Annotated in this window: 12 protein-coding genes; 2 read left to right on the top strand and 10 right to left on the bottom strand. The window is 59.6% G+C overall.

The features are described from left to right. Positions 1–156: 156 nt before the first annotated feature. The 8 genes from D882_RS0111665 to D882_RS0111625 form a co-directional block, all read right to left on the bottom strand. On the bottom strand, positions 157–2,532 hold the full coding sequence (locus D882_RS0111665; RefSeq protein WP_027923407.1) for an RND family transporter: 2,376 nt from the start codon (positions 2,530–2,532) through the stop codon (positions 157–159). Between the two features lie 25 nt (positions 2,533–2,557). Next, on the bottom strand, positions 2,558–3,610 hold the full coding sequence (locus D882_RS0111660; protein ID WP_027923406.1) for a YCF48-related protein: 1,053 nt from the start codon (positions 3,608–3,610) through the stop codon (positions 2,558–2,560). A 1,115-nt stretch (positions 3,611–4,725) separates the two neighbouring features. Continuing rightward, positions 4,726–7,383: an aminopeptidase N gene (pepN, locus tag D882_RS0111650; protein ID WP_027923405.1), complete on the bottom strand. Its 2,658-nt coding sequence runs from the start codon at positions 7,381–7,383 to the stop codon at positions 4,726–4,728. Positions 7,384–7,393: 10 nt separating this feature from the next. Next, positions 7,394–8,224: a DUF2797 domain-containing protein gene (locus D882_RS0111645; RefSeq protein WP_027923404.1), complete on the bottom strand. Its 831-nt coding sequence runs from the start codon at positions 8,222–8,224 to the stop codon at positions 7,394–7,396. After that, a complete protein-coding gene (locus tag D882_RS0111640; protein WP_027923403.1) occupies positions 8,221–8,481 on the bottom strand; it encodes a YeaC family protein in 261 nt (86 codons plus the stop codon). Before D882_RS0111640 ends, D882_RS0111645 begins: the two co-directional genes overlap by 4 nt. Positions 8,482–8,515: 34 nt before the next feature. After that, positions 8,516–9,385: a rhomboid family intramembrane serine protease gene (locus tag D882_RS0111635; protein ID WP_027923402.1), complete on the bottom strand. Its 870-nt coding sequence runs from the start codon at positions 9,383–9,385 to the stop codon at positions 8,516–8,518. Next, complete coding sequence (locus D882_RS0111630) at positions 9,382–10,356, bottom strand: metallophosphoesterase (RefSeq protein WP_371258947.1); 975 nt, start codon at positions 10,354–10,356, stop codon at positions 9,382–9,384. Before D882_RS0111630 ends, D882_RS0111635 begins: the two co-directional genes overlap by 4 nt. Further along, a complete protein-coding gene (locus D882_RS0111625; RefSeq protein ID WP_027923400.1) occupies positions 10,353–11,243 on the bottom strand; it encodes an NAD(+) kinase in 891 nt (296 codons plus the stop codon). The genes D882_RS0111630 and D882_RS0111625 overlap by 4 nt, the downstream gene beginning before the upstream one ends. A 108-nt stretch (positions 11,244–11,351) precedes the next feature. Here D882_RS0111625 and D882_RS0111620 point away from each other — a divergent pair, with 108 nt between their 5' ends. Next, a complete protein-coding gene (locus D882_RS0111620; protein WP_027923399.1) occupies positions 11,352–12,302 on the top strand; it encodes a DUF1853 family protein in 951 nt (316 codons plus the stop codon). 38 nt (positions 12,303–12,340) lie between these two features. Here D882_RS0111620 and D882_RS0111615 read toward each other — a convergent pair whose 3' ends face one another. Both D882_RS0111615 and D882_RS0111610 read right to left on the bottom strand, forming a co-directional pair. Continuing rightward, positions 12,341–13,624: an arsenic transporter gene (locus D882_RS0111615; protein WP_027923398.1), complete on the bottom strand. Its 1,284-nt coding sequence runs from the start codon at positions 13,622–13,624 to the stop codon at positions 12,341–12,343. Between the two features lie 161 nt (positions 13,625–13,785). Continuing rightward, positions 13,786–14,889, bottom strand: a complete 1,104-nt coding sequence (locus tag D882_RS0111610) for a DUF2855 family protein (protein ID WP_027923397.1) — start codon at positions 14,887–14,889, stop codon at positions 13,786–13,788. Positions 14,890–14,944: 55 nt separating this feature from the next. Between D882_RS0111610 and D882_RS0111605 the strand changes: the two genes are divergently transcribed. Beyond that, positions 14,945–15,604 (top strand): TetR/AcrR family transcriptional regulator, encoded by a 660-nt coding sequence (locus D882_RS0111605; RefSeq protein WP_027923396.1) that lies wholly within the window; start codon positions 14,945–14,947, stop codon positions 15,602–15,604. Positions 15,605–15,696: the final 92 nt, after the last annotated feature.

The following is a 15,696-nucleotide window of genomic DNA, read 5'->3' as shown; positions in this document are numbered from 1 at the left end:
AGAGCTAGCTCGCGATGGCGGAGGGTCACTCAACATAGATGTTGAATGTAAGACCGCTATCGCGAGCAAGCTCTACTCCTACAGGGGGGTTAGTGTTGAATTCGGGGTGTAAAAAAGCCGCAACCAGGGTTGCGGCTTTTTTGTTTCAGGCAAGGATCAGTGAGCGAACAGCGAGTTGCCCTTCTGCCCGGCCAGTTTCTCCGGTTTGATCAGGAAGCGTGCCAGCGCCGGCAACAGCCACAGCGCGCCGAACATGTTCCAGAGCAGCATGAAGGTCAGCATCAGGCCCATGTCAGCCTGGAACTTGATGGCCGAGAAGATCCAGGTGCACACGCCGATGGCCAGGCACAGACCGGTGAACAGCACGGCTTTACCGGTGGACTTCAGCGTCTGGTAATAGGCTTCTTGCAACGGCAGACCGGCACGCAGGAAGCTTTCCAGACGGCTGTAGATGTAAATGCCGTAGTCCACGCCAATCCCTACACCCAGCGCAACCACCGGCAGGGTCGCCACTTTCACACCGATACCCATGAAGGCCATCAAGGCGTTGCCGAGCACCGAGGTCAGCACCAGTGGCAACACGATGCACAAGGTCGCCGCCCACGAACGGAAGGTGATCATGCACATGGTCGCGACGCAGATGTAGACGAGGATCAGGATGGTCAGCTCGGATTCCTTGATCACCTCGTTGGTGGCCGCCTCGATGCCGGCGTTACCGGCCGCGAGGATGAATTCCAGACCGTCCTTGTTGTTCTCCTTGGCGAAGTCCTGCACCGCATGCACCGCGCGATCCAGCGTTGCCGCCTTGTGATCGTTGAGGAACACCAGCACCGGCGCCAGGGAGCAGCTGTTGTTGTACAGGCCATCGGCACGGGCGATGGAGTTGTTCAGCACGTCCGGGTTACGCGACAGGGTTTCCCATTTCAGGTTGCCCTCGTTCATGCCCTTGATCATCTGTTTGGACACGGTCACCAGGGAAATCGCCGACTGCACGCCCTCGGTGTTCTGCATCTTCCACATCAGCTCATCGATCGGTGCCATGGCTTCATAGCGTGAGCAACCTTCGGCCTTGGTCTTGACCATCACCACCAACACATCGGAACTGGTGGAATAGTTACTGATGATGAAGTTGTTGTCCTTGTTGTAGCGCGAGTCCGGACGCAGTTCTGGTGCACCCTGATCGAGGTCACCGATTTTCAGGTTCTGGCTGTACCAGAGGCCACCACCGAAGGCGATCAAGGCGAGGAAGATCGACACCGGCGCGACTTTTTTGCTGGCGAAGTTCGACAGCAGGCGCCAGAACGGGTGTTCGCGGTGTGCGTCTTTCTTGCTGCGTTCAACGGCTCGCTTGCTGATACCGACGTAGGAAATCGCCACCGGCAGCAGGATCAGGTTGGTGAACACGATCACCGCCACGCCGATGGACGCGCCGATGGCCAGCTCACGAATCACACCGATATCGATGATCAGCAGCGTGATGAAACCCACCGCATCCGCGAGGATCGCAATCATCCCCGGCAGGAACAGCTGACGGAACGTGCGTCGCGCAGCGGTCAGTGCGTTATCGGCCTCACTGGATTGCAAGGCGATACCGTTGATCTTCTGTACGCCGTGGGAAATACCGATGGCGAAGATCAGGAACGGCACCAGCATCGAGTAAGGATCGAGCCCGAAGCCGAAGAAGTGCATCAACCCCAACTGCCAGACCACCGCCACCAGGGTAGTACTGAGTACCGCCACGGTGCTGCGCATGCAGTTGGTGAACCAGTACAGCAGGATCAGCGTGATGATGAAGGCGACGCCGAAGAACATCACCACCATGACCAGGCCATCGATCAGGTCACCGACTTTCTTGGCGAAACCGACGATGTGGATCTGCACATTAGGGTTCTGCTTTTCAAACTTGTCGCGGATCTTTTCTTCCAGCTGGTGGGAGAACTGGCGATAGTCCAGTGCCAGCAACTTGCCTTGGTCCTGCGGGTCCGGGTAGGACTCCAGCAGCGGGATGTCGACGATGCTCGACTTGAAGTCGTTGGCCACCAGCCGCCCGACCTGCCCGGACTTGAGGACGTTGTTGCGCAGCAGATCGAGGCTTTGCTGGGAGCCGTTGTAACTTTGCGGGATCACTTCACCCCCGGCGAAGCCCTCCTCCGTTACCTCGGTCCAGCGCACGCTCGGGCTCCACAGCGACTTGAGGCCGGAACGGTCGACGCCGGAAATGTAGAACACCTCGTCGTTGATCTGACGCAGGGTCTCCATGTATTCCTTGGAGAAGATATCGCCGTCAGTGGCTTCCACCGAGATGCGCACGGTGTTGCCCAGGTTCGCCAGATCGTTGCGGTGCTCCATCATCTTTTGAATGAAGGGATGCTCGAGCGGGATCATTTTTTCGAAACTGGTGGACGGCCGGATCAGCGTCGCCTGCCAGAACAGGAAAATACTGACCAGCAGGCAGATCGTGATCACTGCCGGGCGGTTGTTGAAAATCAGGCGCTCTAGAAACGTCGCCTTGTCCTGGTGATGACTTGTCATGGATGTCATAGCTCCGCCCTTCTTATTATTTGCCCAGCTCTGAGCCGGTTGGCGAAGTAGCGCGAACGCCGCCCTGTCCTGCCAGAATCAGATTGCCGTTGCCCGCCGCCGTCACTGCCGAAACGGAAATGCGATCCGGACGGTTGAACACGCTGAAGGTTTCGCCGTTGTCGTTGCTGCGGATGACCGAGCCGCCGTTGCCGACGATCACGATGGCGCCGTCGTCAAGCAGCGTTGCACCGGATAACCCGAACTCCAGCGCGCCGCGAGTGGCTTTGAGTTCAACCTGTTCCCAGGTGCTACCGAAATCCGTAGAGCGGTAGAGATTGCCGCGCAGACCGTAAGCCAGCAGCGTATTGGCTTGTGCCGTGCCGATCACGCCGAACAGCGAACCTTGGTACGGGCCTTCGAGTTTTTCCCAGGTCTGGCCCCAGTCGGCAGAGCGGAACATGCTGCCCTGTTCGCCGACGATGAACAGCCCGGCATCCTTGACCGATGCGATACCGTTGAGGTGGAACTGGTCTTCGTTGTCCAGGCGATCACTGGCGTCTTCCCAGTGCTTGCCACCGTCGGTGGTTTCCAGCAGCGCGCCATACGCGCCCACGGCAAAGCCGCTGTTGGCGTCCTTGAACCAGACGTCGAGCAGCGGAGCTTCGCGTTTCAAATCTTCGAATTGCTTGGTCCAGGTGGCGCCACCGTCCTCGCTGGCGAGGATCTGAGCGTCATGGCCGACGGCCCAGCCGTGTTTGTCATCGACGAAAAACACCGAGGTCAGCAGTGCGCGGGTTGGCACCTTGGCTTGAACCCAGGTTGCGCCCTGATCGTCGGAATACAGGATATGCCCGCGATCACCGACCGCCACCAGGCGCTTGCCGGCGTGGACGACATCGAGCATCAGGCTTTTGACGGCCTTGGCAGATTCAATGGCAAAAACAGTATCGGATGCTGGCGCGGCAGCGGCCAGCGCAGGTGCCGACAAGGCGGCACAGCCCAACAGCGAGAGCGCTGTAGCCAGCAACGCGAATTTGCGCAGTGCCGGCGGGCGGCAGATACCCACACCCATGACAGGCTCACTCATAGACCTTCCCCCATTATTATTGTTAGGTCGTTCAACCTTTCAGGGCGCCGTAAGGTGGCTCGTGGTGATTGGCTGTTTGGAGCTTAGTCCTGAAACGCGCAATCTAGAGCCCCTTCGGAAGCTGGCTTATCCTATCGGGGTTTGGAAAGGTCTGACAATCGACGCCACGTTATCTTTTGTTAACCTGACGGGGATGGGGTTTGGCTGAATGTCAGGGTATCAGGCAGGCTGATTGCTTTGTGTACATATCCGTTGCTGCGGTAATGGCTTCTGGCGGTTTCGCTCTTACAGCGACTCACTTTTCCAAACGCCGAAAAGTAAGCAAAAGGCTTCGCCCCGGCGTACGGCACTTCGCTAAGGCTCAGTGTTCCCTCACTACGGTGTCCATCAGGGGGCATCGCCTACGGTCTGCTTCGCTACGACCTCCTCTCGATGTGTGCGGCTTCGCCGCACGGCGCTACGCGCCTACCCCCCTGATGAACACCTACGCTCGGCCTGCCGAAGGGGCGAAAGATCAAAAGCAGATCAAGATCAAGATCAAAAGCCAAAGCCAAAGCCAAAGCCAAAGCCAAAGCCAAAGCCAAACTAAAATATCCAGCCTCCCACAACCCTTACAGTAATTACCTCCCGCCCCTCACCACTCAACAGGCCGAGCGTTAGCTCGCCTGAAAGCTTTTGATCTGGCTTTTGATTCACCCGCCCCCTCGGGAGGCTGAGTGGAGGTGTGCATCCGGGGAGTGGCGCGTAGCGCCGTTCGACGCAGTCGAACACGCTGCATGTAGGTCGTAGCGAAGCAGACCGGAGGGCAGTGTCCCCGGATGGATACCGGAGCGAAGGAACGCCGAGCCTTAGCGAGGGGCCGGACGCTCGGGGCGAGCCTTTTGGGGTACTTTTTTGGCGTTTGAAAAAAGTGCCTCGCCGTAAGGGCGAAACCACAAGTGGCCGTTACCGCAGAAATGGATATGTACACCGAGGAAGAGAATGGTCGTCTGTCAGGACGCCATCGCGAGCAGGCTCACTCCTACAGTTTTGGACGGTGTACATCAGTAGGCAGTCAAAGCAGAAAAGTCAGTTCCCACAGGGTCCGAGTGAACCCTGAGGGAGAAAAACCAGACTCAGGCCAGACTCTTGCTCACGACTTCAAACACATCGCTGGACAACTGACCCGAAGCACGAATCCGCTCCAGCTCGCCTTTCATCAATGCCTGACGCGCATCATCATACTTGCGCCAGCGAGTCAGCGGCGCCAACTGCCGGGAAGCGATCTGCGGGTTAAACCCGTTCAACTCGATCACCAGATCCGCCAGGAAGCGATACCCGGAACCATCCGCCGCATGGAAGTTGATCAGGTTCTGCCCGGCAAACGCACCGATCAGCGCGCGTACCTTGTTCGGGTTCTTCATGTTGAAGGCCGGATGCTGCATCAACTGACGCACACGCTCCAGACCACCCGGCAACGCACTGCCCGCCTGAACACTGAACCACTGATCCATGACCAGCGGATTGTCCTTGAAGTGCTCGGCAAAACTCGCCAGTGCCTTGGCCTTTTCTGCTTCAAACGACGAATTGACCAGCACCGCCAACGCCGTCAGGCGCTCGGTCATGTTATCGCTCGCCTCGAACTGCTCAAGCGTCGCCGCCAACACTTCCGGCTTGCCGCTGAGCATCAAGTACGACAGCGCAATGTTCTGCAACGCGCGACGAGCAAAGTGCTCGGCTTCGGCCACATAAGGGGTCTTCTTCGACAGGTCACGATTAGCCTGATAACGCAGCCACAATGCCTCAAACAACCCTTCAGCCAATTGCTTGCGAGCAAACTCACGGGCAATGTGAATCGCATCGACATCAGCCACTTCGCTGATTTCAGTCAGGTACGCCTCACCCGGCAACGAAAGCATTTCCGCAACCATGGCCTGGTCCAGCGTCTCGTCCGACAACACCGTGCGCAAAGCAGAAATCAGGCGCTGATCCAGCACCAGCGTTTCCCCCGCCTGATGCTGGGCAATCAGCTCTTGCAGCACTTGCACCGACAGTTGCTGACCGGCATCCCAGCGGTTGAAACCATCGCTGTCATGCTGCATCAGGAACATCAGTTGATCGCGGTTGTACGGAAAGCTCAGTTTCACCGGCGCGGAGAAACCACGCAGCAATGAAGGCAACGGCTGTTCAGCGATATCGATGAAGGTGAACGTCTGCTCGGCTTCGGTCACCGAGATCACCCGCGATGAGCCCTGAGCGCTGGCTTCGCCGGACAGGCGCAAGGCAATCGCCGCGCCTTTGGCGTCCAGCAGGCCCAACTCCACAGGAATCACGAACGGCAGTTTTTCAACCTTGTCCGGGGTCGCCGGGCAGCTTTGACGGAAGGTCAGGCTGTAGGTTTTCGCCGTCGCGTCGTAGGACTCGCTCACCACCAAGCGCGGTGTACCCGCCTGGCTGTACCAGCGCTTGAATTGCGTCAGGTCGACACCATTGGCGTCTTCCATCGCCTTGATGAAGTCGTCGCAGGTCACCGCCTGGCCGTCGTGGCGGTCGAAATACAGGTCACTGCCTTTGCGGAAGCCGTCGGCCCCGAGCAAGGTGTGAATCATGCCGACCACTTCCGAACCCTTTTCGTACACGGTCAGGGTGTAGAAGTTGGAAATCTCGATGAAGCTGTCCGGGCGCACGGCGTGGGCCATGGGACCAGCGTCTTCGGCGAACTGGTGTGTGCGCAGGTAAGCCACGTCCTGGATGCGCTTGACCGTGGCCGAGTTCATGTCCGAGGAGAATCCGGCATCGCGGAACACGGTGAAGCCTTCCTTGAGCGACAGCTGGAACCAGTCACGGCAGGTCACGCGGTTGCCCGACCAGTTGTGAAAGTATTCGTGGGCGACGATGGCTTCGACGCGCTGGTGCGCAGCGTCGGTCGCCGTTTCGGCGCGGGCCAGCACGGCGCTGGAGTTGAAGATGTTGAGGCCCTTGTTCTCCATGGCGCCCATGTTGAAGTCGTTGACCGCGACGATCATGAAGATGTCCAGGTCGTACTCGCGACCGTAAACCTCTTCATCCCAGCGCATCGACTTCTTCAGGCTGTTCATGGCGTGCTGGCACTTGTCGATGTTTTCCGGCTCGACGTAGATGCGCAGTGCCACGGAACGCTCGGTCATGGTGGTGAAGGTGTCTTCAACGCACCACAAATCACCGGCCACCAGCGCAAACAGGTACGCCGGCTTCATGAAGGGGTCTTCCCAGGTCGCCCAGTGCCGGCCGTCTTCGCCAGGGCCCGAGGCAATCGGGTTGCCGTTGGACAGCAGCACCGGATAGCTGTGCTGCTCGGCGACGACCGTGGTGGTGAACTTGCTCATCACGTCCGGGCGATCGAGGTAATAGGTGATCTTGCGAAAGCCTTCGGCCTCACACTGGGTGCAGAACATGCCGCTGGATTTGTACAAGCCTTCCAGCGCGGTGTTGGTTTCCGGGTGAATCCGCACGCTGGTGTCGACCGTGAACGTGGTGCTGGTCGGGTGCAGGGTCAGGTGATTGTCCGTCAACTGATAGTCGCTTTCGCTCAGCTCGCGATCAGCCAGGGTGACCGACAGCAGTTCCAGCTGCTGACCGTCCAGTACCAGCGGCGGCAAGCCAGGGCCGCGCTCGGGATTGCGGCGCATCACCAGTTGCGCATGGACCAGGCTGTGGTCCTCGAACAACTCGAAGGTCAGGTGCGTCTCGTCGATCAGGTACTCGGGCGCCTGATAGTCTTTCAGGTAAATCATCTTCGGTTGTTCGGTGCGCATGCTGGAGTCCTTACTGATGCACGGCGAGCTGATAAGCCGTGTATTTACGAATATTGATCACGCCGGTGTCGAAGATCAGGTATTGGCCCTTGACTCCCAACAGCGTGCCTTCGGCAATCGGATTCTTGTCCAGGTTGAAGCTGACGATCTTGGCCGGGTATTGCTCGACCGGATAGCGGATTTCGAGGGTTTCTACGTCGGCAATGGTCTGAATCGCTTGTAGGCCAAATCGTTCCTGCAGGGTTTGCAGGCCCTCGGCGCAGCTGTCGAACAGTTGATCACGCACTTCGGCCAGGTCCACCGACACCGCTTCGCCCTTGAGCAAGGCGCGCCAGTTGGTCTTGTCCGCCACCTGGCTGCGGAACAGGTCTTCGACGAAACCCGACTGCTGGCGGGTCGACACGCGCATGATCGGCAACGCCTGACGGGCACCCTGATCGATCCAGCGGGTCGGCAGCTGGGTGGCGCGGGTAATCCCGACTTTCACCCCCGACGAGTTGGACAGGTACACGATGTGGTCGGTCATGCAGAACTTCTCGCCCCACTCCGGCTCACGGCAGGTGCCAGCGTCGTAGTGGCAACGCTCGGGGCTCATGATGCAGATGTCACACTGCGCCAGTTTGGTCATGCACGGGTAGCAATAGCCCTGGCTGAAACTGGTTTTGGTCTTGCGCCCGCAATGGGAGCAAAAGATCGCCCCCAGGTATTCCAGGCGTACGGTGGTGCCGATCATTGGATTGACCGGCACCTCGACATCGCCCAGGCGAAACGCATACTGCACGTCGGACCCGTCAAGACGCGACGACATTTTACTGATTGCACCGCGGCCAATCTCGATCAATGGATGGCATCCGATTTGAACAAAATGTTCGGTACGCTGATCGACTTCGAACTGCATTCCTGCGGGCCCATGTAACCGGTGCGCTGGTCTTCGGGCAGGTTCTGGATTTCCCAGGCAATCATCGCTTGCAGCGACAGTTCGCGTTGTTCGGCGGTGAGTTTGCCACCGTCGGACCATTTGCCGATTTCCACCGCCAGTTTCAGGCTCTGGTAGATCTCGGGGGTGATGTTTTGGATCATTTCGTTAAAAGAGGACATCAGGGTCTCCGCGCTCTTTACTACATAAACTGATTTAGGCGGCCAGTTTACGGCGGTTGTACAAACCACCCAACAAACCGGTCAGGCATCCGACGAGCAACCCGCCGACGTGCGCCGCATTGGCAATTTCACCGAAGCCGATCATCGAGACCAGCCCGGACAGGCACAGCACCAACCACACCAGCATCATCACCAGCACGCCGCGCGGCAGGCGATAAGCCGGGTTCGGCGACAACAACTGGAAGATCCAGCAATGCCCGAGCAAGCCGTACAGCACGCCGGACAAGCCACCGAACAAGGTCGGACCACTGAAATAATACTGGGCATAGTTTGAGACGAGGCTGAACAGCAACGTCAGGCCGATCAGGTTGATGCTGCCCTGACGCGATTCGATGCGCCGGCCCAGCTCCCAGTACCACATGCCGTTCATGGCCAGGTGCAGGATGCCGAAGTGGATCAGCATCGGCGTTATCAGGCGCCACCACTGCCCTGCCGCCAGGCTGTCGGCCAACGGTACGAAACGGATGTACTCGCCGACCACGCGAAAATCGAGGAAGGTCAGCCAGCGCATCGTGTCGAGGTTTTCGCCCAGCAGCGTCACCGCACCCACCAGGATACTCAGCAGCAAAATCGCCGCGGTCGCCCTGGCGTAACGCAGTTGCTCGACGAAACCGGGGCGCCGAGTGGTTTGCGCTGCCGGAATGTCGAGCTGCTGATCGGGATCACCGGCCGGAAAACGTTCGTACAGCGAACGCACGTCTTCGCTGATGTTGGACGGCACCCACAGCACTTGCTCGCCCGCCTCCTCGCTGACGCGGTGCGGCACCTGCATGCGCTGCAGCAGTTTGACGAACCCGCTCAAATCCACCGCCAGCGGCAGGCGTAAAACGGCAACCACACTCATTGCAGCACCTCCGGCCGTTCGACATCGACCCAGACAAATTTATGCGGATCGAGCCGGGTTTCCTGATCCAGCCGGTAGGCGACCAGTTTGCCGTAGAGCACGGCGCTGTAATCCAGACAGGCCAGGTTCGGGCGAATCGGCGCCGGTTTGCCGCTGCGCCAGTAGTGGCCGACGAACAACAGTGGCTCGTCGACGCCATAGCGCAGCAAGGTATTTTTTTCCGTGGACGACAGTGGCGTCCTGGCCACGGGCTCAGGCAATGCGTCGGGCTGGAACACAATGTCTCCGTAGGTTTGCGGGTCGTCCTCCCAGAATTTGGTGCGGAAGAACGAACGCACCAGACCGTCGCCGCTGGTCATGGTCAAGCCATCGGGCAAGCGCATGTCGGTGCCGCGCAGCAACCGGTCGAACACGGTGCAGGCGAAACTGCCCGGCACGGCCGAGGCCTGGAGGAAATGCTCATCGACGCAACCGTTGGGAAACAATCCGCGCAAGGGCTCGATCAGGCCCGAATCCCAGCACGCATGCACCACCCGGAAGCGCCCGGCATCGACGAACAACGGCATCTCGTAGAACCATTGCAGGAAGTCATGCCAGTCACCGGGATGGTCTTCGAACTGGGTCAGGGTTTCACCCAGCAACCGGGCATGACGCGGCGTGTGTTCACGGACGAACTGCTTGCCGCTGCCCGGTGGCGCCGGCGTGCTCCAGCCCAGCGCGTTGAATTCATGGTTACCCATGATGCACAGCGCCTGGCCGGCCTCGACCATGTCATGCACGATGTGCAGCGCCTCGCGAATCCGCGGGCCGCGATCAATGATGTCGCCCACAAATACGGCCATGCGCGACGGATGCCGCCAGACGCCACCTTGTTTGTGGTAACCGAGCCGGTCGAGCAAGTGCTCAAGGGTCAGAGCGCAACCGTGCACGTCACCGATCAGGTCGTAGCTACGCGCGGGATCGAGCATCAGTCGCCTCCACCACCCAATCGACTACCCCAACCGAGCTTGGTCCGGCAGACTTCGTAGTAGTTGTGGTCAAGCGGATGGATCAGCCGCAGCTTCTGCGCTTTTTTGCTGATGGTGATGGTGTCACCCGGCGCGCAGGTGAAGTGGTTCTGCCCGTCACAGGAGACTTGCGGGTAGATCTGCATATCTTTGGACACGACGATTTTCAGCTCACTGTTGCCATCGACCACAATCGGCCTGCCCGACAAGGTATGGGGGTACATCGGCACAATCACAATAGCGTCAAGCTTGGGGTGCATGATCGGTCCGCCCGCCGACAGCGCATAGGCCGTCGAACCGGTGGGCGTCGCGACGATCAGGCCGTCGGCCTTCTGGCTGCAGACGAACTGGCCGTCGATGTAGAGTTCGAACTCGATCATTCGCGTTGATTTGCCGGGGTGCAGCACCACATCATTGAGGGCATCGCCCTGACCGATGGCTTCGGCGTGCCGGCGGACTTCGGCTTGCAGCAGGAAGCGATTTTCCACCAGGTAGTGGCCATCGAGCACTTCGGCGACTTTGACTTCCAGCTCATCAGGGCGAATATCGGTGAGGAAACCGAGGCTGCCACGGTTGATGCCGAGTACCGGTATGTTGTGCTTGGCCAGCGCGCGAGCGGCGCCCAGCAGGCTGCCGTCGCCGCCGACCACAATCACCATGTCACACACTTCGCCGAGCATCTTGCGGGACGAGGTTTGCAGGCCATGACCGGGAAGGACTTCGGCGATGGTGTCTTCGAGGATCACGTGCAAGTGACGATCGAGCAGAAACCGTTTCAGTCGGCGGACGGTATCCAGCACCTGGGAACTGCCCAGGCGACCGATGATGCCGATATTACGAAATTGCTCCATGGGGTTCCTGCAAGGACGGCGAAAAAGACGATTATGGGCGAAAGCGCGGGATAGACAAAATCCTTTCAGCCACAAGGGTGTACTCATGTTTAGGGCTATGCTCGCAAGATGATCCTATTTCCCGATTTGCTCTCGTTGCCCCATCAGTTGCGCCACCCCGAAGTGCGCGACCTGGCCTGGGTCATCCTCGCGCCGCCGATGCTCGTTGATACGCCCTGGCCGCAGCGGCATCCGCTGGCCGGCAGTGAATGGGTGCAAGAACCGCAACGCCTGGAACGCTGGTTGCGGCAACTGGACCGTGACAGTTATGACTTGCTGCACTGGCTGTCCCAGGCCCGAACCCGGCGCTTGGGCCTGTATTACGAGCGGCTTTGGCAGTACGCGGTGCGTCACGCGCCGGGAATCGAGTTGATCGCCGCCAACCTGCCGATTCGCCGTGAAGGCCACACGCTGGGCGAACTGGACATGCTGCTGCGTGACCGCGACGGCGTGCATCACCTGGAACTGGCGATCAAGCTCTATCTGGGGCCGCAACATGGCGACGGACACGACACCGCGCAGTGGCTCGGCCCCGGCTGCCATGATCGACTGGACCGAAAACTGGCGCACCTGGCTCAGCATCAATTGCCCATTTCTGCCCGCGTCGAAAGCCGCGAAGTGCTGGCGGCCCTGGATATCCAGCAGTTCAGCGCCCACTTGTGGCTCGGCGGTTACCTGCTGTATCCGTGGCCGGGACAGGCCGAACCGCCCGGCGGCGCGCATCCGCAGCATTTGCGCGGTAGCTGGCTGCATCAGAAGGACTGGGCGGATTTTGTCGTGCAGCGCCCTTTCGGTCGCTGGCAGCCCCTGCCCCGCCATGCCTGGCTGGCGCCGGCGCATTATCCTGCGGAGCAGACCTGGAGCGTCGAGCAATTGAATGCGTGGCTCGGTACTCTGGAGCCGTTGGCGCCGGCGCAGTTGTTGGTGCGCCTGACCGAGAATGCCGTGGGGGACTGGGAGGAAGCGGAGCGGTTGTTTCTGGTGGCGAATCTTTGGCCGAATGTGCCGGGTAATGGTTGAGGTTTTGTAGCGCCTGCTCGCGATGAAGCCAACTCGGTCTAAACGGATAACCGCAATGCCAACGCCGCCAACGTCACCAGCAAAACCGGCACCGTCAACACCACCCCGACCTTGAAGTAATACCCCCACCCGATCCGGATGCTCTTGCGCTCCAGCACATGCAGCCACAACAACGTCGCCAGACTGCCAATCGGCGTGATTTTCGGCCCCAGGTCGCTGCCGATGACGTTGGCGTAAATCATCGCCTCCTTCACCACACCACTGGCCTGACTGGCATCGATCGACAGCAAACCAATTAGCACCGTCGGCAAATTGTTCATGATCGAAGACAGAATCGCCGTCAGCACGCCCGTGCCCATGGCCGCACCCCATACGCCGTAATGGGCAAAGCCATCGAGCCATCCCGCCAGATACCCGGTCAGGCCGGCATTGCGCAGGCCATACACCACCAAATACATGCCCAGCGAGAAAATCACGATCTGCCACGGTGCTTCTTTCATCACCTTGCGCGTGGAAATCTTGTGGCCGCGCGCGGCGATACCCAGCAACAACGCGGCGCACACCGCGGAAATGGCGCTGATTGGAATACCCAGTGGTTCCAAGGCAAAACAGCCCACGAGCAGGATCACCAACACCACCCAACCGGCATAAAACGTCGCCTTGTCATGGATCGCCGTGGCGGGCAGCTCCAGTTGTTCGGGGTCATAGTCCTTCGGAATGTCGCGACGGAAGAACCACAGCAGCATCGCCAATGTGGCCGCGACGCTCACCAGGTTGACCGGGATCATTACCGCCGCGTAACGGTTGAACGTGATGTGGAAGAAGTCGGCGGAAACAATGTTCACCAGGTTCGACACCACCAGCGGCAGGCTCGCGGTGTCGGCGATGAAACCGGCGCCCATCACGAACGCCAGGGTCGCCGCCGGGGAGAACCGCAGCGCCAACAGCATGGAAATCACGATGGGCGTGAGGATCAGCGCCGCGCCGTCATTGGCGAACAAGGCCGAGACCAAAGCCCCCAGCAACACCATATAAGCAAACAGTTTGCGCCCGCTGCCCCGCCCCCAACGAGCCACATGCAACGCAGCCCAGGCAAAGAAACCCGCCTCATCCAGCAGCAAACTGATGATGATCAGCGCCACGAACGTGCCGGTTGCATTCCAGATGATCTGCCACACGATCGGGATGTCGCTCAGGTGCACGACACCGAAAATCAGCGCCAGCACGGCACCGAATACCGCACTCCAGCCCACGCCCAGGCCTTTGGGTTGCCAGATCACCAGGGTGATGGTCAGCAGGAAAATGAGTGAGGCGATGAGCATGCAAAGCAACCTTGCGCGGAAAAACAAACCGCGATTCAGCCGCAACGCTCGACCAGAGTAAAGCCCCAATTTCGACACACCACGATCCCGTAACAGTTGATGGGCAGCGCGAGGCTCGCGTAGCAGCCTCGCGCTGCCCATCAGCGGCTACAACAGGAGGGTTACAGTCGGATGACATGGCCTTGCATTGGCGCGACCTGGCCGTTGAACAGCCGTGTGATCACCGTCTGCGCCGCCTCATAACCGTCACTCTCCACCACCTCCAGCAGTGGATTGGCAGGCGCGGTCACTTGCCCATAAAACCGCTGCAACCCCTCGCCGATATGTTGACTGACCCGTTCCGCTCCCCACTCTGCGTTGCGCTTGCGCAGCTGGACCGGGGCGAAAAAGAACACCGGTTGCGGCCCTTCAATGGCGCTCAGTTGTGCCTCGTCGGTGCTTTGCGCGGAACCGGCGAAGCAGCTGTACACCAGTTGCCCGGCGAAATGCTGATGCACCCGGTCACGCAAACCCAGGTCGCCGGAAAAATCCACGTACAGCGTGGGACGATCATTGGCCAGGCTCGCCAGTTCGGCGTACGACACCGTGCGCTCATAACAACCGAGCGCTTCGACGAAGGTCTTGTTGCCGGCCGAAGTCAGCGCAACCCGTTCAATGTCGGGGTGGTTTTCCAGGCACACGGCGGTGCCATAGGCGGTTTTGCTCGAAGCACTGGAAAATACCAGCCGGGTCGCACCGAAAAACTGATTGTCTTGCAGGAAATCCGCCAGCATCGACGACGTCAGAAACAGCGGTTTCAGCAAAATCTGCAGGTTTTCGGTGTCGGGGCTGTAGTACGGATCCCAACTGCACCGGGTGTACTGATTGTAGGCCGAAGTCAATGCCTGCCGGTGTTCGGCGGCGTCATAGAAACCTCGGTCGGTGACGCGCTCGGGACGCATCCACAGATGACTGGCAATCGGAAAGTAGCCGTAGAAGCGTTCTCCGACCGCGACCCCCTCCACAGTTGACGCGATCACATCGGCAAATCCCCACGCCGGAATGTGTGCCCATTCCTCAAGCCCTGTAGGAAAGAACCCCCAGTAGTTCATCGAATCGCCATAAGCGGCGTAGGTGATGTTGTTGGTGGTCAGCGCACAGCGGTCGATTTTCAGAATCACCTCCCCTTCGGCAGGAACGAGACTGCGCTGCTCCTGTTCGATTCGACTCTGGTCGAGGGCGTTTTTGCGGGTGATCAGCCGTGTTACCGTGCTCGGACTTTGCATCTTTCAGACTCCTGCTGCGAGTGAGTGGCGGGTAGCACCAGAGTAGTGGCAGCCGATGAAGAGCGGGTTCGGAAACACCAGGGGCACTGCGCCCACCCTCAATCCCCGCGCCAAACCGCTGAAACGGCCGAGTCAGGCCCGGGCGATCTTCACCGTGGAAGCGATTTACGAGGCGTTTGTTCGGATTTGGCGGCGCGATGGCTGGTCCGGGCTGACCACCCGAGCGGTGGCGCTGGAAGCTGGCGTCGCCATCGGGACGTTGTACGATTATTTTCCGAGCAAGGAAGCGCTGCTGTCAGGGTATGTCCGCCACTGCCTGGACAATCTGTTACAGCACATCGATGAACAGGTCGTACGACCCACGCATCTGGATTGGCAGGTGCGAATCAAACGCTTGATCCGCATGACCTGCGACCCGACGGATGCTGATCAGCCGTTGTTCGACTATGAATGGATGACCCTTGAACACCAGATCGCCGAACCCAAACACCACCGACGGGTGTTCCAGGAGTTGTCGCAGAAATGGCGCGAAGCGTTTGCCGCGTGTAGTGATTTGCCTGAGCATCCGTCAGATACAACCATCGATGCCTGGTTGATCACCGCCTGGGGTGGCCGGCGTTACTGCGTGACTGTGCAACCGGCGGCGGCACAAACGGCTGCGTGGCTGGCGGAAATCGAGTCGATGATCTGCGGCCGATTGCTGCCCTCCCCCTAATCCCCGTAGGAGTGAGCCTGCTCGCGATAGCGGTGTGTCAGTTGGCATTGATTTGGCCGACACACCGCCATCGCAAGCAGGCTCACTCCTAC

It is taken from the genome of Pseudomonas sp. URMO17WK12:I12, from assembly GCF_000514395.1.
Classification (GTDB): Bacteria; Pseudomonadota; Gammaproteobacteria; order Pseudomonadales; family Pseudomonadaceae; genus Aquipseudomonas; species Aquipseudomonas mucoides.
This window is presented reverse-complemented; position numbering and strand designations above follow the sequence as displayed.